Annotated in this window: 18 protein-coding genes; 14 read left to right on the top strand and 4 right to left on the bottom strand. The window is 50.6% G+C overall.

Annotated elements, in window-relative coordinates; all coding sequences use genetic code 11:
* The first annotated feature begins 94 nt into the window (after window positions 1-94).
* Entirely contained in the window at window positions 95-1,228 is a 1,134-nt protein-coding gene (locus tag AC3RCL_RS17000) for an NAD(P)/FAD-dependent oxidoreductase (RefSeq protein ID WP_492530896.1), read from the top strand.
* Window positions 1,229-1,355: 127 nt separating this feature from the next.
* Here the strand turns inward: AC3RCL_RS17000 and AC3RCL_RS16995 are convergent, their stop codons facing one another.
* Window positions 1,356-1,847: a DUF2798 domain-containing protein gene (locus AC3RCL_RS16995; protein ID WP_015735023.1), complete on the bottom strand. Its 492-nt coding sequence runs from the start codon at window positions 1,845-1,847 to the stop codon at window positions 1,356-1,358.
* Between the two features lie 286 nt (window positions 1,848-2,133).
* Here AC3RCL_RS16995 and AC3RCL_RS16990 point away from each other — a divergent pair, with 286 nt between their 5' ends.
* The 4 genes from AC3RCL_RS16990 to AC3RCL_RS16975 all read left to right on the top strand — a co-directional run bounded on the left by AC3RCL_RS16990 (window position 2,134) and on the right by AC3RCL_RS16975 (window position 7,396).
* The gene (locus AC3RCL_RS16990; RefSeq protein ID WP_492530894.1) at window positions 2,134-2,742 is read left to right on the top strand and encodes a TetR/AcrR family transcriptional regulator; all 609 of its coding nucleotides are present in this window, start codon (window positions 2,134-2,136) and stop codon (window positions 2,740-2,742) included.
* A gap of 2 nt (window positions 2,743-2,744) precedes the next feature.
* The gene (locus tag AC3RCL_RS16985; RefSeq protein WP_492536395.1) at window positions 2,745-3,338 is read left to right on the top strand and encodes a GNAT family N-acetyltransferase; all 594 of its coding nucleotides are present in this window, start codon (window positions 2,745-2,747) and stop codon (window positions 3,336-3,338) included.
* A 397-nt stretch (window positions 3,339-3,735) separates the two neighbouring features.
* Window positions 3,736-6,921, top strand: coding sequence for a bifunctional cytochrome P450/NADPH--P450 reductase (locus AC3RCL_RS16980; RefSeq protein WP_492530892.1), 3,186 nt, complete (start codon window positions 3,736-3,738; stop codon window positions 6,919-6,921).
* A 103-nt stretch (window positions 6,922-7,024) separates the two neighbouring features.
* Entirely contained in the window at window positions 7,025-7,396 is a 372-nt protein-coding gene (locus tag AC3RCL_RS16975) for a winged helix-turn-helix transcriptional regulator (protein ID WP_145036095.1), read from the top strand.
* 75 nt (window positions 7,397-7,471) lie between these two features.
* Here AC3RCL_RS16975 and AC3RCL_RS16970 read toward each other — a convergent pair whose 3' ends face one another.
* Window positions 7,472-8,035 (bottom strand): NAD(P)H-dependent oxidoreductase, encoded by a 564-nt coding sequence (locus tag AC3RCL_RS16970; RefSeq protein ID WP_145036097.1) that lies wholly within the window; start codon window positions 8,033-8,035, stop codon window positions 7,472-7,474.
* A gap of 328 nt (window positions 8,036-8,363) precedes the next feature.
* Here AC3RCL_RS16970 and AC3RCL_RS16965 point away from each other — a divergent pair, with 328 nt between their 5' ends.
* The 4 genes from AC3RCL_RS16965 to AC3RCL_RS16950 all read left to right on the top strand — a co-directional run bounded on the left by AC3RCL_RS16965 (window position 8,364) and on the right by AC3RCL_RS16950 (window position 11,154).
* On the top strand, window positions 8,364-9,179 hold the full coding sequence (locus AC3RCL_RS16965) for a ZIP family metal transporter (protein ID WP_492530889.1): 816 nt from the start codon (window positions 8,364-8,366) through the stop codon (window positions 9,177-9,179).
* 304 nt (window positions 9,180-9,483) lie between these two features.
* A complete protein-coding gene (locus tag AC3RCL_RS16960) occupies window positions 9,484-10,449 on the top strand; it encodes a DUF4097 family beta strand repeat-containing protein (RefSeq protein ID WP_492530887.1) in 966 nt (321 codons plus the stop codon).
* Between the two features lie 170 nt (window positions 10,450-10,619).
* Complete coding sequence (locus AC3RCL_RS16955) at window positions 10,620-10,922, top strand: hypothetical protein (protein WP_492530885.1); 303 nt, start codon at window positions 10,620-10,622, stop codon at window positions 10,920-10,922.
* Between the two features lie 19 nt (window positions 10,923-10,941).
* Window positions 10,942-11,154 (top strand): phosphotransferase family protein, encoded by a 213-nt coding sequence (locus AC3RCL_RS16950; RefSeq protein WP_347177543.1) that lies wholly within the window; start codon window positions 10,942-10,944, stop codon window positions 11,152-11,154.
* 134 nt (window positions 11,155-11,288) lie between these two features.
* On the opposite strand, the gene AC3RCL_RS16945 is transcribed toward AC3RCL_RS16950, so the two are convergent.
* A complete protein-coding gene (locus AC3RCL_RS16945) occupies window positions 11,289-13,334 on the bottom strand; it encodes a serine hydrolase domain-containing protein (RefSeq protein WP_492530883.1) in 2,046 nt (681 codons plus the stop codon).
* Between the two features lie 278 nt (window positions 13,335-13,612).
* Here AC3RCL_RS16945 and AC3RCL_RS16940 point away from each other — a divergent pair, with 278 nt between their 5' ends.
* From AC3RCL_RS16940 to AC3RCL_RS16925, 4 genes are all read left to right on the top strand, one after another.
* The gene (locus AC3RCL_RS16940) at window positions 13,613-14,392 is read left to right on the top strand and encodes an alpha/beta fold hydrolase (RefSeq protein ID WP_492530881.1); all 780 of its coding nucleotides are present in this window, start codon (window positions 13,613-13,615) and stop codon (window positions 14,390-14,392) included.
* 117 nt (window positions 14,393-14,509) lie between these two features.
* Window positions 14,510-15,352 carry a MerR family transcriptional regulator gene (locus AC3RCL_RS16935; protein WP_492530879.1) on the top strand — a complete coding sequence of 281 codons (843 nt, stop codon included), beginning with the start codon at window positions 14,510-14,512 and terminating at the stop codon, window positions 15,350-15,352.
* A gap of 111 nt (window positions 15,353-15,463) precedes the next feature.
* Window positions 15,464-16,657, top strand: a complete 1,194-nt coding sequence (locus AC3RCL_RS16930) for a transposase (RefSeq protein WP_487717185.1) — start codon at window positions 15,464-15,466, stop codon at window positions 16,655-16,657.
* Between the two features lie 143 nt (window positions 16,658-16,800).
* Entirely contained in the window at window positions 16,801-17,823 is a 1,023-nt protein-coding gene (locus tag AC3RCL_RS16925; RefSeq protein WP_492530876.1) for a serine hydrolase domain-containing protein, read from the top strand.
* 293 nt (window positions 17,824-18,116) lie between these two features.
* Here the strand turns inward: AC3RCL_RS16925 and AC3RCL_RS16920 are convergent, their stop codons facing one another.
* Window positions 18,117-20,102 (bottom strand): beta-galactosidase, encoded by a 1,986-nt coding sequence (locus AC3RCL_RS16920; protein WP_492530874.1) that lies wholly within the window; start codon window positions 20,100-20,102, stop codon window positions 18,117-18,119.
* Between the two features lie 135 nt (window positions 20,103-20,237).
* Here AC3RCL_RS16920 and AC3RCL_RS16915 point away from each other — a divergent pair, with 135 nt between their 5' ends.
* Window positions 20,238-21,134: a helix-turn-helix domain-containing protein gene (locus AC3RCL_RS16915; protein WP_492530873.1), complete on the top strand. Its 897-nt coding sequence runs from the start codon at window positions 20,238-20,240 to the stop codon at window positions 21,132-21,134.
* Window positions 21,135-21,198: the final 64 nt, after the last annotated feature.

Raw genomic sequence — 21,198 nt, 5'->3', positions numbered from 1 at the left:
GGCCTGATCTAATCGGCTAGATGGCCGGCGCGTTATACTTTCTCCCAATATTCGCTATAATGGATACAGTGCTTTGAGGAAGGGAATGTCATACATGAGGAAAGTCATCGTCATAGGGTCTGGAATTCTGGGGGCATCGACCGCTTATCAGTTAGCCAAAATGGGAGCGGAAGTCCTCGTTATAGACCGTAAAGATCAAGGGCAGGCTACCGATGCCGCGGCAGGAATTATATGTCCCTGGCTGTCGCAAAGGCGGAATCAGGCATGGTACCGATTGGCCAAAGCCGGCGCACGCTTTTATCCTGAATTAATAAACGAGCTTATCAGCGAGGGCGAGACAGACACGGGTTACGCTCAAGTCGGCGCTCTTAGCATTCATGAAGATGTGAACAAAATCAGTAAGATGGAGGAGCTGGCGCATACGAGAAAAGCGGATGCTCCGGAAATCGGCGAGATCACACGGCTGAATCAGGAAGAAACCCGTGAACGGTTTCCTTTGCTCCAGGAAGGCTATCATTCCGTTCATATCAGCGGTGCAGCCCGTGTCGATGGTCGGGCGCTGCGAGATGCGTTGATCCGATCAGCGCAAAGGCACGGAGCCGAGCTAATAAACGGGAATGCCGAGCTGCAGTATCAGGCGACCCGCGTAACTGGAGCCCAAGTCGGATCCAAGCGCTACTCGACTGATGAAGTCATCGTCTGTGCCGGCGCCTGGGCAAAACAACTGCTGCAGCCTTTAGGCATTCATTTTGGGGTTCACTATCAGAAAGCGCAAATCATGCATGTAGAGGTGTCCGATCATCCAGATACAGGAGACTGGCCGGTGATCATGCCGCCTTCGGATCAATATTTGCTTGCTTTCGATAACCGAAGGATCGTAATCGGGGCGACTCACGAAAATGATATCAAGGACTACGATACGAGGGTGACTCCTGGCGGCATGCAGGAAATCCTGAATAAAGGATTGGCATTGGCGCCTGATTTAGCAGACAGCAAGTTTCAGGAAGTGCGAGTTGGTTTTCGTCCGTTTACGCCCGGTTTTCTTCCCGTCATCGGCCCAGTTCCCGAGTGGGAAGGGCTGATTACGGCAAACGGGCTGGGAGCGTCCGGACTAACGATGGGCCCATTTCTAGGGTATCAGCTGGCAAAGCTGGCGCTCCGCATGCCGCTGGATATCGACATCCGCGATTATGATGTTCGTAAAGCCATGGAAGAAGCTCAAGTTTGAAGCTTCGGCTGATCAGAGACAGGAATGGATCACAGAAATATCCTCCATGCAGAAGAATATTGGATATCAAAAGAGCCGCGATCATATCGCGGCTTTTATTGATGAGTATGGCGAAGACTCCGACATTCTAGACGGTCGTGAGGGATTCGTTCATGCGGTTGGCTTTCAGCTTGCCAAACAGGAACCGCACGATCGGGCCTATAATGAGAAGTTGAAGCGGCAGCGCAAACACAAAATTTTTAATGAAAATGGAGAAGTAGCTTCCAAGCAGCGATTCACCAGGCAGGCCGTCGGCAAAGTAAGAGGACGCCAGACCGTACATGGACATAAAAGTCACCATCCCAATCACCATAAAAAAGGCCATTGCCACGATCATGATAATTTTGCTGGATTTGTTGCGCGTTATGGAAAATACGATTTTTTTGGCTGCAGGGCCGACAACAAACAGCTCCAGAAGGAAGGCAATCATAAAGCCCAGAACAAACTGCGTGAGTACGGCTGCAAGCGATATGTTTCCGATCAATCCGTTCGTGATCAGATTGTAGGTTGTCATCATGATGACCATCCCTACACACATCATCATACCGAAATAGAAATTTTCTTTCTTTGTAGTTGGCACTTTCATCATCCTTTCTAGTTACCTTTGTAATTATAGGGATGGGGAAAAGCTCCTCGTAAGTGAAAATTCTGTGAACATTTACAGAAAAGTTTCTAATGCAACAAAAAACTGTGACTTATTATATTGCGAAACTGCAACCGCTTGTTACGATTATCATCTTGAAATCATGCGGTTTGATTTACTGCTCTTGGGGGCCAATTTGCTAATTCCATCGTTTATGGATTGATTATCCAATACCAGCATTTTATAATGAGTAAAAACTCACTCAATAAAAAGGAGGGGCAAATTGCCACGTACAAAGGAACAATACGAAGAAATGCGTAACGCAACCAGACAAAAAATACAATCCGCCGGAATGCGGCTTTTTGTTCAAAAAGGGTTCGGCTCCACGAATGTGCAGGACATAGCGGATGCAGCCGGTATCAGCATCGGGCTTTTATACCGGCATTACAAAACAAAAGACAGCTTGTTTAATGAACTTGTTGAATTTGCGCTTGACAGCTTGACCCAAATCATCCAAACCTTCGAAGACGCTGATTCGCCGAAAAAACTCATGACGCAGTTTGTTGACGAAATTTATCACGATATGCAAGAAGGGGAAGAGCTTGCCAATTTGCTGATTCTCATGAATCAGTTGTTTTTCTCCGGTGATGGAGCCAATCGGAAACAAGCTGAGGTTTTAGAGGTAAATGGTCGGCTGTTGCGTTCTACCGCCGCACTTATTAAGAAGGGACAGGAGTCAGGCGATTTCCGTTCCGGAGATCCCCATGAAATGGCCGTGTTGTTTTATTCGTCATTGCAGGGCCTGGCTGATATGAAAGCGATATTGAAAAACAACTTCGTTATGCCATCACCGAGCGTACTCACATTATTCCTGTTCAAGGAGGGAGAGTGACTATGTTTACAGTTAGGAAAGCCGATCAATTAGAAATGGGTGCAAGAGTTCAAATGTCCCGTATTTTTGCAGATGGGTTCTCGCAATGGCTTGGATATTTCTCGAAAGATAAGGAGCAAATCGCCAGAGCCTTTGCGCACATGTTTAACCTGGACCAATTTTATGTTGCCGTTGCCGGCGACAAAGTGGCTGGAATGGCTGCATGTTCGGACGGCACCTCTTTATCCGTGAAACTCAACAAAAAAGAGCTGCGGAAGCATTTGGGATTATATAAGGGCAGCCTTGCGCACATGTTTTTGAAAAAGGAATTTGAAACGCCACTTGCGAATCCGTCTCCGATGAAGTGTTCGATTGAGTTTGTGGGAACGGCCGCGGAATATCGAGGACAAGGGGTAGGCTCGCTGATCATAGGCCATATTCTTGAAGCTGCTCCATACCGTGAGTTTTTAATAGAAGAGGTAGCCGATACGAATGTACCAGCGATGAGACTCTACGAAAAGATGGGTTTTAAGGAATACAAACGTACCACCATTCCTCGAAAGAAAGCAGGAAAAATAGGCATTAATCATATCGTATCTCTAAAGCAAGTAAAATGAGGAACACGGCTAGGATTCACCCAGCATAAATCTGTGAATGTGAATGTCAGCTAGCATGTAGGGTTATGGCCATATCGGTTCAAACGATATTCTGGATTCATAGTCCAAAAGTTGTAATAACGGGTCACTTCCTGGTTGAAAAGTAATAAACGAATAACAGCGGACCTATACGATATTACGGACCTCCGGCAGATGTGCGGATATCCATATCATGATAGGGTAAAGGCAGGATCAGGCAGCCATTGTAAGTGAAAACAAACGATGCCGCGTCGAATCCTCCTTTTTTACATGAAAATGACCGTATTACGAAATTGGTCAATTGGTTCTGTAACAAGAATTATTCTGCCCGAATATGGGCAAATACAAAGAGATGACAGGGATGATGGAGGGAGATCGCATGACACAAACCAAGGAAGTGCCTCAGCCTAAAACCTACGGTCCGCTCGGCAATCTGCCGCTGCTGGATTCCGCCGCACCGGTCCAATCGCTTGTGAAAGTTGCCTCCGAGCTCGGACCGATTTTTCAATTTCAATATCCAGGCGGACGCAAGGAACTGTACGTTTCGGGACATGAATATGTCAAGGATGCTTGTGACGAGAAGCGGTTTGATAAACGAATCTGGGCACCGCTGCAGAATGTCCGCCCATTCGCGGGGGATGGATTGTTTACGAGCGCCACGCAGGAGCCAAACTGGAAAAAAGCCCATAACATTTTGCTCTCCAGCTTCAGCCAGCGCGCGATGCAAGGCTACCACACGAAAATGGTCGATATCGCCATGCAGCTGATCCAGAAATGGGCTCGACTCAATCCGGACGAAACCGTGGACGTTCCTGCCGACATGACGCGCTTGACGCTGGATACAATCGGCCTCTGCGGATTTAATTACCGGTTTAACAGCTTCTACCGCGAAGACAACCATCCATTTATCGATAGTATGGTGCGGGCGCTGGATGAGGGCATGAACCAGTTTCATCGTCTGGGCATCCAGGACATGTTTATGATTAAAAAGAAACGGCAGTTTCAGGATGATATCCAGTTCATGTTCTCCCTCGTGGATGAGCTCATCCAAGATCGCAGAAAGCACGGCGGTGAAGAAGGGGATTTGCTCGCGCATATGCTGGAAGGCGTCGATCCCGATACAGGCGAGTCTCTCGATCATGAGAACATCCGTTACCAGATCATCACCTTTCTGATCGCCGGACATGAGACGACAAGCGGCTTGTTGTCCTTTGCCATTTATTATTTGATGAAAAATCCGGAAGCCTTGTTTAAGGCAGTCAGCGAAGTGGACCGCGTACTGAAAGATCCCGTTCCGACCTATAACCAGGTGAGGGAACTCAAATACGTCCGCATGGTACTCAACGAGTCGCTGCGCTTATGGCCAACGGCGCCTGCTTTCTCCTTGTATGCGAAGGAAGATACGGCGATCGGGGGAACCTATCCCATGAAGAAAGGGGACAGCGTGACCGTCCTGATCCCAGCGCTCCATCGGGACTCGCGGGTGTGGGGGGACGACGCGGAAACGTTCAGACCTGAACGCTTCGAGGATCCGAGCCGGGTGCCGCATGACGCTTACAAACCGTTTGGTAACGGCCAACGCGCCTGCATCGGGCAGCAGTTTGCGCTGCAGGAAGCAACCCTGGTGCTTGGTTTGGTTCTCAAATATTTCGAACTGATCGATAACCAGCCTTATGAGCTGCAAGTGAAGGAAACACTCACTCTGAAGCCGGAAGGGTTCCGTATTCAGGTTCGAAGCCGTCAAGGCGGGACGGCTCTCCTGGTACCGGGTGGCGGTCAAGTTGCTTCGCTCGAATCGAAGAAGCGGGATGATGCCAAGTCCGATCCTTCGGCGGCATTTGCCCATCATACGCCGCTGCTCGCATTGTACGGTTCCAATCTGGGCACGGCTGAGGGAATTGCCAGAGAGGTGGCGGATGCTGCGAAGCACCAAGGGTTCGACAGCCAGGTGGGCACACTGGACGAATATGCAGGAAAACTTCCGAAGGAAGGCGTTGTAGTCATCGTTACTGCATCGTACAACGGACAACCGCCTTCCAATGCCAAGGCTTTCATGGAATGGCTTGAGAACGCGAACGAATCCGAAATTGAGGGCGTTCGTTACGCGGTATTCGGGTGCGGAGACCATAACTGGGCAAGCACGTATCAGCGCATTCCCCGCCTCATCGACGAGCAGCTTTCACTCAAAGGGGGGCAGCGTTTGATCCAGCGCGGCGAAAGTGATGCAAGCGGCGATTTTGAGCGGGAAGTCGATGAGTGGACGGAGCATTTATGGCCGGATTTGATGCAAGCGCTCGGATTGCCGGTTACGGCGGTCCATGGACAGAAACGCAGCGCCTTGTCCGTTCAGTTCGTCCAGGGTGCGGCAGCCGTTCCGTTGACGGAAACCTATCGCGCCGTGACGGGGCATATCGTATTTAGCCGCAATCTGCAGCATGAGGGCAGCGGAAGGATCACGCAGCATATCGAAATCTCGCTCCCGCCGGGAACAGAATACCGCGAAGGCGATCATCTGGGGGTGCTTCCTGTCAATCCAAAGACACTGGTTCAGCGAGTACTTCGAAGATTCAAACTGAACGCGGGCGCCCATCTTATTTTGTCTGCAGAAGGAAGAAGCGGTGCGCATTTGCCGACCGGCATACCTGTCCGCCTCGACGATCTGTTGTCCCGCAGCGTGGAACTGCAGGAACCGGCTACAAGGGCGCAGTTACGGGAAATGGCCGCTTGCACGGTATGTCCGCCGCATGCCAAAGAGCTCCAAGAACTGATAGAGGAAGCGAGCTATCAGGCCGAAGTTCGGACCAAACGGATCACCATGCTCGACCTGCTGGAGCGGTATGAAGCCTGCGAACTGCCGTTTGAACGGTTTCTTGAGCTTCTGCCGCCATTGAAGCCGAGATATTATTCGATTTCCAGCTCACCGAAAGTTAGCCGGAATACGGCAAGCATCACGGTTAGCGTCGTTCGGGACCGGGCATGGAGCGGCAAGGGAGAATATCGGGGCATTGCTTCGAACTATTTGGCCGAATTGGAAACGGGCGCGGAGGTCTTGATGTTTATACGCTCTCCCGAGTCGGGTTTTGCGCTGCCGGAGGATCCAGCGACGCCTATGATCATGATCGGACCAGGCACGGGCGTTGCACCGTTCAGGGGATTTATCCAAGCGAGACAAGCGCTTCGGGAGGCAGGTCAAGAGCTGGGCGCCGCGCATCTGTACTTCGGCTGCCGGAATCCGGAGCAGGACTTCCTGTATCGCGAGGAGCTTGAGCGGGCAGAGCAGGAAGGACTGGTCACGTTGCATACGGCTTTCTCGAGGGTAAGCGGAGCGGAGAAATGCTATGTTCAGCATTTGATGAAACAAGACGGAATGTTATTGCTGTCGCTGCTTGATGGCGGAGCGCAAATGTACATTTGCGGCGACGGCTCCCGGATGGCTCCGGAGGTGGAACAAACGCTGATTCAATCCTATCAGGAGCGTCATGGCGTGAAAGCTGAAGATGCTGCTGCCTGGCTGTCGGGTTTGGAATCGACAGGACAATATGTAAAAGACGTCTGGGCTGGTTGAATCTCATGCCGGAAGGGAATCTCCGGAGTTTCCAGGATCGTATTTGTGATAAAATGATCCTGATATCGAGCCTTGGAAACAGATCGGAAGGAGAGTGTGGCTTGTGCGGGAAAGCGAAACCTGTGTACCGACCGGCGTGAAACCCCAAGACACCGGCTTTGGATATACATTGTCCTTAATCGGCGGCAAGTATAAAATGATCATCCTGTACTGGCTGTCAGAAAAAAAGATCATGCGGCATAACGAGCTGAAACGAAGCATCGGCTCCATATCCTTTAAAACGCTTAGCATCATGTTAAAGGAGCTGGAAACGGATGATCTTATCGTTCGGACGGAATATCCCCAGGTTCCCCCGAAAGTGGAATACACTTTATCCGAACGCGGACTTTCTCTCATACCTGTATTACACATGATGTGCGAATGGGGAGAGAAGAACAGTTTGCTTGCTTCAGAAGGCGTACAGCGTGAAGCTTGACGACGGCCGATGTAACTAAAGAAGTATTTCCTACAGCAGGAAATACTTCTTTTTTTACTTTGTTGCAGCAACTCATCATAGGTTGTCTAAGAACTTCAAATACTGCCGGGCGCTTATATCCAATGTGCTTTGGGGCGGCCAGGGCTCCATGTCGGGCGCGTTTCCGCCAGGTTCCTTCTCCTGCCCGTAGAAAGCATAGAACGAACGATAATCGGCATCGCAGTATAGGAACGTTGTCTCCAATGGAGCCAGCAGCTGCCCCAAGGTGTGGCGGTACCTTCCGTCTTCCCGATAATCTTCCTCTTTAATGCCGGCGGATACGGCTAATGCGACCTTGCGTTTCTTTAGTTTATCGCCTCCATTCGAACCATAAGCCCAACCATAAGTCATAACATCATCCAGCCATTTTTTAAGGAGCGGCGGGCAGCTAAACCAATAAACGGGGAATTGCAAAACTAAATTTTGATGCGATTCTATGAGCTGCTGCTCTTTTTTCACGTCTATGATTCCGTTCGGATACGCTTTGTGCAATTCGTGAACGGTATACTTATCCGGGTATTGCCGGAGTTCTTCTACCCAGCGCTTATTGATGATCGATGTTTCTATGTTCGGATGCGTTACGATAACGAGAGTTTTCAAAAGATGATTCCTCCTTGGATATGATGTATGTTCTAGAGTATAAAGGGCTTGCCGGATTGATGTAAGTATGCACTTTTTTTACAGGTACTTACCTAAAGGTGAGCGTTCAGGGGAAACGGCAGGTCCGATCCGGTGCCACGGAAAAACAATCTATCAACTTTATGAAATTTATGATATATAATTATTTGCATTGAAATGCATCGGAATGGACGCGTGCGGGTACATATTCTCTAGATCGATTTCATTATCACCGACAAATGCATGTAAGGCTCGCATTAGGAAATAGTATCAGTATCATATTAATTTCATCGAAGGAGTTCTTTGTTGCATGGTAGACTTTTTTATGAATTTCAATCCCATTATCCAAGCATTGCTGGCCACCTTGTTTACCTGGGGGATGACGGCGTTAGGTGCGGCTCTTGTTTTTGTTACAAAAACATTGAACCAGCGCTTGCTGGATAGTATGTTGGGGTTTGCCGGTGGCGTCATGATTGCGGCCAGCTACTGGTCATTATTGGCACCGGCCATCGAACTGTCGGAAGGCAATCCGATCGGGAACTGGTTTCCGGCTGCGCTCGGATTTTTATTAGGCGGAGTATTCATATGGGGAATCGATAAGATTCTACCCCATCTTCACCCCAATTCTCCGATGGGAGGAGCGGAGGGATATAATCCGAGAGTGAGGAAAAGAAGCACCTTGCTGGTTCTGGCCATCACGCTGCACAACATTCCGGAAGGATTAGCGGTGGGGATCGCATTTGGGGCTCTTGCGAACGGGGGAACGGAGGCATCTCTGGTGGGAGCTTTGACGCTGGCCCTAGGTATCGGCATTCAGAACTTCCCGGAGGGCGTAGCGGTTTCGATGCCGCTCCGCGGTGACGGAATGTCGCGGAGAAAAAGCTTTTTCTATGGACAGTTCTCGGGAATGGTCGAACCTATTGCCGCGGTGATAGGCGCGGTCGCCGTAGCCTTCATTGAACCCATGCTGCCTTATGCCTTGAGCTTTGCGGCCGGAGCGATGATCTTTGTCGTAGCCGAAGAGGTGATTCCAAGCTCACAGGAAAAAGGCAACAAGGATTTGGCTTCGATGAGTTTGATGTTCGGTTTCGTGCTGATGATGATTCTTGATGTGGCATTGGGATAGGTAAGGATGGATTTTTATTAAAGAAAAGTCGCGGAATTGGCGGCTTTTTTTGTTTTCAAGCATAGTCTGAGGTTTATTTCCGGCGAGCTGGCTTCCCTTGCCAGGATTGAAGTTGTAACGATTTGTTCTCCCATAGGTTGTGAGGTATCTCAGCATTACTAGACTTAAGTCGGGGTTCCAATCTCATTCGCGGGGCCAATGCTCATTTCCCGAAGGGATGGTATACTGAACAGGACTTCAGATATTGGAAAAACAAACCAGAGAACTCATAAAGGGATGATACGGAAGGAATGAGGAACACGTTATGAAGAAGAGAACAGGATATTTGATCGTGGCAGTCGGTGTGCTGCTGTTGATCTTTACGATGAACCCAAGGAACATTTTTTCGGATATTCAATTCGGCTTTTCCTTTGACACCAAGAAGATAAATGAAGAGCAAACGCTTGATGCGGATATCTACCGGGATTTGACGGTGAATACCGGAAGCATCGACATATATGTCGTCCCAGGAGCAACGAATCAAATCACAGCCCGGCTGAATGGAAAGGTAAGTTCGAAATATGCGGACCAAGTAAAATTGAAGGTTGAGCCGAACGGCGATTCGATGACGGTTGGCGTCGAAGAAGATCATGGCATTAATCTGGGTATAAGCATTATGGATCTACAGTTAACAGTGGAGTTACCGGAAAAGAACTGGGAAACGGCCAAGATCGAAAGCGGGAGCGGTAATATCGAAATAGAGAGCATACTGGGAGACGAGGTTACCGTCAAGGCAGGCAGCGGCAATGTCAATGTCCAGCAGGTGAATGCCGGGGAGCTGGCTATGCATACCGGCAGCGGCAATATCGAAGTTGAGGAGATTGAAGCAGAATCGGTGGCGCTACAATCGGGGTCCGGTGAAATCTCGGCAGACGGCTATCGTGCCGAACAGCTGAGCTTTCAAAACGGCAGCGGCAACGTTGAGCTGAGTGATGGAGAAGCGGCTTTGCAAGGCAAGACGGGATCCGGCAATATCCGCGTGGATGCGGAACGATTGGTCCATGATGCCGATCTGCGAACCGGCAGCGGCAACGTGAGCATTGATCTGGCTCAAGAACCTACTTCGTTGGAAGTCGATTACCAGGGAAGTTCCGGTGAGGGAAATATTCGGTTGGATGGAATGCGTTACGAGGTGAAGGACGAAGACAAAGGAAGACTGAAGGGAACGCTTGGCAGCGGCGACGTGCTGTTGAAGGTTCGCACGGGCTCCGGAAACTTCAAGCTGGAATAATTCTGTGAATAAAAGAGACGAGAAGACATCCTAACGGGGATGTCTTTTTTGTTGTGCATGAAGTCAACAAGGTGCAAAAGCCAAGGTGAAAATTTATCGATTGAAGGCGAATGCAGTGTGTATAATGAGGAAGATTATTTGCTTCCAATTTGTAGGTGAGGTGAAATGATATGCTTCCGATTCAATTGCATGAAATACCCGAGTCGATTATAGATGAAGTAGGTACGGTATCCAAGCTGGAATTTCCAAGACAGGGTCATACATCGGATGTAGGAATACTGGAAAACGAGCAGGAGCGATTTATTCTAAAGCGAACGAAGGGAGAGCAGTACAGCTCGTGGCTGGCACAAGAAATCCGCGTTCTGCATTCTCTGCAAAAGACATCGTTGCTGGTCCCTTCGGTTTACAGGTTCGTGGAAGATAAAGAAAACAATCAATCGTGGGCGCTTAACAAACACCTTAATACATGGTGATTTCACGATTGATAATGTTTTGGTTCGCGACGGAAACATTACGGGCATCATAGATTGGAGCGGTGGAGCGCTTGGTGATCCAAGGTATGATGTGTCTTTGGCGATACGCCCTAAACCGAACGCGATTGAAACCGAATCGGAAATCGACGTTTTCTTTGAAGGATATGGGAGAGGAAGGATTAGCGAGTCGGAGTACAAGTACTTTGAAGAAGGATTATATGCATTTTTCTAGATAGGAACGGGGGGCTAATCACCATCACCTGATTATGATTCGTACTAGAACAGCTGACGATTCGAAACCGTCAGCTGTTCTTATTCATATTAAGCTATGAGTGCCAAGCTTCCACTAGTAAGCAGCGGACCAAATTAAAAACCAAAAGCCTGCTGAATCAGTTTCGCGTAGATGGCCGCCGCTTCCTTCCGCAGAAGATTGTCCGTTGGCCGGTAATCGGCCGCACCGTTTGCATCCTTGGTCACTTCGGGACCATGTATGCCGGTTCCGACCATAAACTGCACCGCTTCATCCGCCCACGCGGCCGGTTTCGTACGGAGTTTGGACGGGACGGCCTTCGCGCCAAGCGCATGATGTGCAGTCCGCCATATGATAACTGCAGCCTCTTGGCGCGTGATCGGCTGATCGGGTTCGAAATTCTGGTTCGTCTTGCCGATCACGGCGCCCATATCCGCAGCATTCTGCACATAACCAGCAAGCGGGTGCCCTTGCATATCTTTGAATATGCTTACGCTTTCGCTAGGCTTCATGCCGGCCAGCCTGCTGATGACGCTGACAAACTCGGCCCGGGTAATCGGTTCATCCGGCCGGAAGCTGGATTGTCCTTTATCCCCGAAAGCCTGGAGAGACTGAGCGAAGTAAATGTCCTTGGCATAAGGATTTTCTTCAGGGACGTCGTTGTAAGGAGCAGGATTCGGGAGCTTCTCGGACATACTGTCGATGGCCGTGTAATACATGTACGCAACATCACCGTTATCATCTTCCTTAAACGCGGCGGGTACACCGTTCTCATCCACAAACCGCAGCGGTCCGACCGGTTTGAGTTTATGCTCGCCCATGGCATCGTTAACCAGCAGCTCGCCTTGTCCGGCAGTCACCTGGGTGGCGATAATCGGAGTCCTCAGGCTTCTGTATAGGCCCTCGAATTTCTGCAGCTGCTCCTGATGGAGTGGGAATGAATTCTCTGAGCCCTGCTTTTTCGGATAGAAATGATCCATGAACGCGACGAAAAATTCGCTGCGGATCGAAGCGCTCTTGTCGCTGTTAACAACGATCAGACCACCGACATTCTGGTCGGGAAGCAGCCAAAGCCAGGAATGGTAGCCCTCCAAATCGCCGCCTTTGCCAATCACCGTTTGGCCGTTATGGCTGTTGTGCATGAACGACTCGAAGCCGTAAGACGTCAACGGAATGCCAGCGGCATCATAATGCGTCTTGTGCATCAATCGCGTCGTTTCCTCCTTCAGGATGCGAGCCGATCCGAATCGGCCCTCGTTCAGATGGGCAGTAATGAAATTGGCCATATCGGTACCGCTGGCGAACATGCCGCCTTCAGGTGCGATGGTAGGCACGTTCTCGTAAGGCTTTATCGGTTGTTGATCGACATTGTACCCCGTGGCAAGATTCGCGATGATATCGTCATTCATTCGAAATGCGGCATGCTTCATGTTCAGCGGGTCGAATATTTGCTTTTTGATATAGTTCTCAAACGGCTCTCCGGATACGCTCTGGACAATATATCCCTGCATGGAGGATGCCAGATTGTCATACCGGTAAACTTCACCAGGCGTACGAACCACAGCCGGAGCATTCACCCGGATAAAATCGGCGAGCGGAATCTCGCCCTTCTGAATGATGTGAGGAGGAACCGAGTAGCTGTCCGTAAAATCGAAGCCCGTCGTATGCGTCAGCAAATGCTCAACGGTGACGGGGGCGCCGGTATGGTTAGGGATCTTCACATCCGGCATGTATTCGGTTATGTTTTGCTTCAGGTCGATTTTCCCGTTCTCGACCAGCTGCATGACCGCCGTTGCGGTAACCGATTTCGATATCGATGCCATGCGGAACAATGTACGATCCGGATCAATCTTCTTCTTGGATTCAAGATCGGCGTAACCGTAGCCCGTATTCAACAGCACCTTGTCGTCTTGTACGACCACTACTAGTGCGCCTGCCAGCATGTCCGAAACCTGGGGATCGGCAAAATAAGCGTCAGCGAAAGCCTTGACTTCGTTGGAGCTTAGTACCGGTGCCCCCGCATGCCGGGATTCGACTGCGACTTCTGCGGATTTGGCCGCTGCCGCATGAATATCGACGGGGAAAGCCAGCAGACTGGCGGACAGCACGGAGGCTGCCAATACACGAATGGTTCTTGACTTGCTTTGTCTCTTCGGCTTCATGTGTTCCTCTCCTTATCACATATGCATTGGATTTCCACTTAATGGTAGACCATGCAGGGAGGAGGAAGAACAGTCCCAAGAAGGAGTTTGAACTGGATCCGCGGCAGGAAACCAGACTCGACTTTGGTCCAGGGAATTGTATTGGCAAGCCGTGCAATGCATAATTTATACCAAAAATCTTTTAAAAGTATAATAAAATTCTAAAAAGTCTGTTAAATCTTCGGATTAATATACTATAATTGTATTAATAGTAAATGTTATATATTGGGGATGATACAATGAACTTATTCATGAAGGAGAGCGGAAACATTCATGCGTCAAGGATGATCGTATTTTTGCATGGGGGCGGGGTAAGCGGCTGGATGTGGAACAAGCAGCTTCCCTTTTTTAAAGACGATTACTGCCTGGTTCCCGATTTACCCGGACACGGCGGCAGCTCCGCCAACGGGCCCTTTTCTATAAAACGCACTGCAGCCCAGATCAATGAGGTCATCTCTAATAAGGCGGACGGAAGGGAAATTATTGTATTCGGTTTTTCCTTGGGGGCGCAGATTCTCGTGGAAATGATGTGCCAACGACCTCAACTCATCGATTACGCAATCGTAAACAGCGCTTTGCTTAGGCCGATGCCGGCTGCGCTGAAGCTGATCGAACCTTCTGTACGAATGACCTTTCCGCTGACCAAATACCGATGGTTCTCCAGATGGCAGGCAAGCACGCTGTACGTGAATCGGGATGATTTTGAACAGTATTATTCGGAATCCCTGCATATGCCCTCGGAGCTGCTGGTTTCGGTGCTCAAGGAAAACATGTCCTATGCAATCTCTCCAAGCATCAAAGAATCTTCGACGAAGGTATTGGTCACGGTCGGGGAGAAGGAAAGAGCCAGCGTTAAAAAATCAGCCAGGGACCTCGTGCAGCTATCCAACCTTGCGGAGGGGATCGTGTTTCCCGGTATCGGGCACGGCATACCGCTTGCCGATTCGGCATTATTCAACCGCGTAACGGGGAAGTGGCTGAACACCGGGGAACTGCCGGAAGATCTTCCTCAGGTGTAGTACGGAGGCGAGGAAGATCAGGGATTCCATTTTACAAATTAGCAGTGGACTTTGCCCTAAGGACAAGGTGTAAAGTGATCTTGAACCAAGAGTCTATATACGGAAAGAGGTGGATCCTTGCTGCCGATCGGGGAATTCTCCAAACTATGCGAAGTATCGACGAAGACGCTTCGGTATTACGATGAAATCGGATTAATTCATCCGGATCAGATCAATCCGGAAAACGGGTATAGGTATTATTCCATCGGTCAGCTAAAGAGAATGCTCTATATTAACCGGTTGAAGTCTTACCATTTTTCACTGGACGAAATCAAAGAAATCTTAGCGGGGGAACCGGGTCACTCGGATGAGAAGCTTTACACGGCCCTTCACCGCAAGCGTCGGGAAGTCCAGCACAAATTAGATATGTATCATCATGCCCTGAACCGAATGGACCAGGATATCCTGAGTCTGGAAAAGGGCATCGACGTGATGTCGTACCTGAATCGAATTGAAGTGCAGCTTGTGGATCGGGCGCCAATGCATCTTCTTTTCATTCGCCGGATGATGAGCAGGGAGGATTATGCTCTGGGTTATGGCAGGTATTTTAGCGGGTTATATGAACAGATTGCCAAGGAGAAGCTTACATTGGTTGGTACGCCCATGACGATTTATCACAGCTCCGAATACAATCCCGCAGGCAATGACACCGAGTTTGCCCTCCCGGTCAAGGAGAGGGTTATTGGAACGAGGGACCTGGAGGGAGGACGATGTGCCAAGTCTGTTTGGAAGGGTTCCTATTCGGATTTGACATCGGTATATGCCAGGCTCAGGGAATGGATAGAAGAAGAGGGATACGCATTGCGCCAATCCCCGTATGAAATCTATGTAACCGATCCGAATCAAGCCACGGCTGCCGAGCACTTGGTTACGGAGGTCTATTTTCCCGTGTCGAAAAAACAAATGAGCATTTTGCATTAATCTGAGCCCTTGATACACAAGGATTTTCAAACATAAAAAAGGGACTTCACCCCAATTTGGAGAAGTTTTCAAGTGACCAAACCCAAAAACTCCGAGAGGAAGTGAAGTCACTTGTATATTCTCCAAGAAAGTCTATTTTCCTTTGAGGATCTGTTAAAAATGCAATCAAAAGATCGATTGCCCATTTTTTTTAGCGTCTTGGATCTTCGCCCTTATGCCAAGCAATTGAGAAGTCGTTCACCCCGTGGCGCTGACGGGCACTGTAGAGAAGGAATTCTTCGTGCACTTTTGGCTGCGCCGCTTGAGCATATTCAAACGTTTACTGGCTTGCATCATCGATTGGAAACAGATCTTCGATTTCGCTATCAGTGTGGACTTTCATTAGATCGCAAAGCACCGTCTATTTCTACGCTAAGCCGGGTCTTCGCCGAACTGACAAAGAAAAAATTGGCACAGCAGCTATTCGAGAATCTGGTCAACCTCTGTCAGCAAGAGGGCATCATCGACGGCAGCCACATTGCGATCGACAGCGCCGCCATCCATGCTTATGAGAAGAAGCAACCCAAGCGCAAAAGTGAGCAGACCGGCGATGCCAACTGGGGCGCAAAGTTCGATTCATTCGGCCACAAAGTCACTTGGTTCGGATACAAACTCCACCTAGCTGTTGACACGAAAAGCGAACTTCCGCTAGCACTAGAAGTCACGCCCGCACATGTCAATGACGGAGAAATGGCACCTGGTCTGATTGCGAAGGTAGCTGCCAAAACGAGCGCGAAATTCTTTATGCTCGATGCGGGCTACGATCAAATGAAAGTTTACGAAGCCGCTCGAAACGTGAAAGCGCAAGCCATCATCCCTCTGAACCCCCGAGGAGAGAAAGAACCTCCTGCCGGGATGACAGCAACCGGAACGCCATGTTGCTCGATGGGGTTCGCCATGACTTACTGGGGTGCTGACGGCGATTACTTGAAGTTCCGTTGTCCTCATGCCACGGGCAAAGTCGACTGCCCATTAGGCATGGCGGCTTGCTCGACTTCCAACTATGGTATGGTCGTCAAGGTGGATGCGAAGGACGATCTTCGGCGATACTGCAGCCCTCATCGAGATACAAAACGCTGGAAGGAGCTTTACAACAAGCGTACAAGTGTGGAACGATGCAACTCCAGAATGAAAACCTATCTTTCGGCTGATGGCATGCATGTCTGGGGCATCCAGAAAGTAACGACTCACCAGTATTTGAATGCCATCGTGCTGCTTGTATCCGCTCTTTCCATTGTTTCTAGAAAACAACAAACGGCAGCTTAAAAATTGAAACTGATGAAATTCTGCTGGTCTGCCCATTTTTAGAATCGAGTCACTTAGTAGTCTGGGGCTATTGATTTCTGCTGTCTGTTACACAAAAACGGAATTATGCAAAATGCTCAAATAAAAAATGCGAGGTATCTCTAATGAAGAGAGAGTATTGGCCAACGAAGGCATGGCAAGCCGCTGCCCCTGAAGCCTTGAGTTTGGATGCCGGCAAGCTTTCGGACCTTGATGCTTTGATCCCATCCGAATACGGCAACATCAAGGGTATGGTCGTGGTGAGAAACGGATATATCGCATATGAAAAATACGATCATGGTTGCGGCCCGGAGGATACCCACCATGTGGCATCGGTCACCAAGAGCGTTTTATCCGCCCTCATAGGCATTGCCATCGGTGCCGGTTATATTGACAATTCGGATCAAAAGGTGCTGGATTTCTTCCCCGAATATGAACACAAGTCCGCTGATCGGCAAATACAAGACATTACGCTTCGCCATCTTCTTACGATGACGGCTCCGTATCCCTTTGAGGACTGGCGCGAGCCATTGGACAAAATGTGCATGCAGCCTGATTGGGCAGCATATACGCTTGATATGCTGGGGGAAGGCGGAACCCTGGGAGCGTTCAAATATTCCACCGCAGGAGTGCACCTGCTGTCAGCCATTATCACCCGCACCACCGGAAAAAGCGCACGCGCCTTTGCGAACGAACACTTGTTTAAACCGATTGGCATGACCGAAATCCCGGATCATGACATGGGATCATTCGGATTTGATCATTTATTCGGTAAAGACGTCAGGGGATGGGTCAAAGACCCCGGCGGCAACACCACGGGTGGATGGGGCCTTACGTTAAGCCCGCGCGATATGGCGCGTTTCGGTTTTCTGTACCTGAACCGCGGCCTATGGGACGGACAACCGATTATACCGGGAGATTGGATAGACCAATCAACGGCGATGAACGCTAACCAATACGGTTATTTGTGGTGGCTGAGGGATGAGGACGGAATTTATACATATTCGGCCGTAGGCGATGGAGGCAATATCATCTGCTGCATTCCGGATAAAGATATGGTTGTAGCGATTGCATCGTCCTTTATCGCCAATCCGCGGGATCGATGGACCTTGATAAAGGAAGGCGTGCTTTCCGCTGTCATAGAATAAATCGAGGAACGTAAACGCCATTCGCGCTATCTTCTTTCCTTGTTACGTACCTGGTTCTCATCGCAATTCCGTTCTGCTAGAATATGTATAATCCGATTACTAAGCAAATGCACCCAGCTTCAGAACGGCTTAGCAGCTGACATTCGTTCGCCACATGACGAAAGAAAGGTGAGCAGGCAACATGAAAGACCTGCAAATGAACCGATATGATGCGAACAGCCGCAGTCTCCAGACTGCGGCTGCTTGTATCATATGGAAGAACTGTTCCCTCATCATGAAGGCAAGCATGTTGTTTACGCCAGTTCCAGCACAACCATTTGATGATTATCCAGATTGGGAACCGTATAGTTGATCTCCCCCTGACTCCCAATGGTATAAGGAAGCTCTTCCATCGAGGGGGCCAGATAGACCCGCCGGATCGAAGGCGCCGCAGGGAGGCGCAAGCGGACGGAAACATCCCGCAGCGGTACGATGTCCTCGATGACTTCAATGCGCCCCTTCAGGACAGGAGAAGCATAGAGAAGGTGATTGATATAGCGGTTTTCTTCCTGCTGATACTGCAGCGTTGCGATGCCCCGTGCCGGCAAATCGCAGCGTAGAGTAGGCTTTGGCAGGAGCCGGTCGATCGCATGCAATACCATCTCCTTCAGAATGAGATGGCCGTTGTCCGCATAGTCGCCGAACACATTCCAAGCGATGTAGATGCCGTTTGTGCTCTCGATCATGCCCGGGCCGCCGTCTTCTCCGTCGCTTGGCGTGTGCTGATGTGAGCAGAACGTGAACACATCGCGGTTGAAGTACGGGTTCTCCCGGCTGCCAAGCGTTCGGCCGCCGTTCAATTCAACCAGCTGACCTTCACCGTACATTACGTACGATGCAGGCATGAGAGGTCCTGGAACAAAGTCCGGGCGGAAATAAGACGGACGGTATGGGCTCTGGCCCTGCCAGTTCAATCCGAGATCCAGCGCAAACGCGTCGCCTGCTGCATTCAAACCCGAACGACCCGAGGCTAGAACTTTTCCTCCGCCCGCGGTGAATGCACGGATGTCCTCTTCCAATTCGGGCCATATCGGTACCTCGTCCGGCAGAATCAGCACGTTGTAGAGGCTAAAATCAGCACTTGCATCCACGATGTCGTAAAGGTAATGCCCTTCGGTCAGGATACGTACCGCACCGGCATCCGCCAGGTTGTTCCGGTCATTCGACTTCCGTGCTTCCGGGCAAGCCTCCCAAGCAGCCTCCAGGGACAGGACGGCGATGTCCGCCACGGAAGAGGTTGCGCTGCACCAAGGCTCTTTCGCTTCCACCTCCGCATAGGCTGTGCCGATCAAGGCGTAGGTTGCTTCATCCATAAGACCCGAAGGATGAAGCTGGTCACCGATCGAGCACTTGGCGCCATGGGCGAGACTGAGCGCCGTTTCGAAGCGCAGTGCGTTCGGATGCTTGTAACCGCCGAATTCGCCCCAGGAGGTATGGAATTTGCCCGTCATGCCGAGATAGTCCATGCCTAGCGTCTGTGCATAGCGTGCGGACAGCGGAAAGTGATCGTAACCCCAGCCTCCGGTAGGAAGCGATTCGAGTTCCAAATGGCTGTTGACTTGAGCAAGGTCGCGGCGGCCGCGACGTTGATGGCCGCTGTTATGGAATACCGGCAGACCGGGTTTAATCTCATCGATCGTTTCTCTTACGCGGCGGGCATAGTTCAGGTAGGTGGATTCGCCTAACGCGGCAACGGCAGCTTCATCGCGAGGGTCATGACCCGCTGATCGCAGCGCGGCCACGCAATGCTGGCACCGGCATTGACGGATTCCGACGATGTCAAGGAAAATGCCGTCCGCATCATACCTGGAAACTACCTCGCGGATTTGCGCCAGCAAGATGTCCAGGTAAGGCGTGTTGAAGCAAAATTCATGGTAACCTGGCGTCATGAAATCTTCTGCCCAGCGCGTACGGTCTTTCGCGTCGCGGATCAGCCATTCGGGATGGCGCCGCGCCAGCTTTTCGTCCAGCCCCGCGGATAAGTACACCGGCGTCTTGACGCCGATTTCATGGGCAGCCGAGATCATTTCGCCCAGCAGATCGAATGAGAGATGCGGGTGCGTTTCATTGGCTTCGCTCGGATGGTAAGCCCAGCCGTGATGGCATTTAGAAAACACGGTGATGGAATCGACATGCCCAGCGCGCAGCATGTTCTGAAACTGGGGTATTGAAAACCGGCTACCGATGCCGGGAATGGCCTCGGATGTATGGAAGTCGAGATGAACCTGACGAAAACGCATGCGTAAACAGCCTCCTTAGTCGCTATATGAGAGCGGTTTCTCGTGATCAAATGTACCTCTTTTTCATGCGGGCAACCAGTGATAATATAGACTTTGATTAGCACAAAATGAACTTGCGAAAAGGAGGGGATGGCTGTGCTGTGCTTAGAATTCGCCATACCGCCGCTGCCGCAATTCGTTACGGCCGGACATGCCGTATGGAAGCCGGGAGACAGGCATTTCGCCCGCACCTTCGGCGTTTATGACCTGCTTCTGGTCACGAAAGGAACGCTCTATATGACGGAAGAACAGACGGAGTATGAGGTCGGCGCGGGAAAGCTGCTGGTGCTGGAAGCGGGACTGCCGCATGTCGGACACCGAGCCTGCTCGGAGCATACGGAGATTTATTGGGTGCATTTCATTCATGGTCATCCGGCCGCGCGCATCCGTCGGGAAGATATTCCCTGGTCGAACCTGCTGTCCAAAGGCACGGTAGAAGACGTTGAGCCTTCTCCGCAGCAGCGCATGTACTTGCCGAAGTTTGCGCCCTTCGAGGTGCAAACCTTGGAGCCGATGCTGCGCGGATTGAACGATACCCACAACAGACTGAACGGGGAAAATGCGCTCCAGCTCCACCTTTTGCTGACCGAGCTGTTTGCCGTGCTGCAGGCTGGCTGCGTCCGGACATCCGAGCCGGAGCCTTCCGTCCGGCTGGCCCAGGCCGCCGCAGCCTATTTGAACGAACATTGGAAGGAGCCGTTTGAACGGGCCGCGCTGGAGGAAAAGCTCCACTTCCAAGCGAGTTATGTCGCAAGATGCATGAAGAGGCATATCGGCAAAACGCCGCTGCAGTACGTGCTGCACCTGCGCCTGGAGGAGGCCAAGAAACTGCTTGGCGGCACGGTGCTTGGCATTTCCGAGATCGCGGAACGCGTGGGAATCCGCGATTCGAACTACATGACGCGCCTGTTTACCGCCAAGGTTGGCATGACGCCAGGTGCTTATCGGCAAATGCTTCGGCAGAAGAGGGATGGCGAGGGGCGGGTCACCTGAGCAGACCTGATCATACGACAATACCCAGAGATACGGTCAGTGCGTATCCCGTACAGGGTAATAT

This window comes from Paenibacillus sp. MT86, assembly GCF_058792535.1.
The sequence above is the reverse complement of the archived record's forward strand: the minus strand, read 5'-3'. Positions and strand labels throughout refer to the sequence as shown.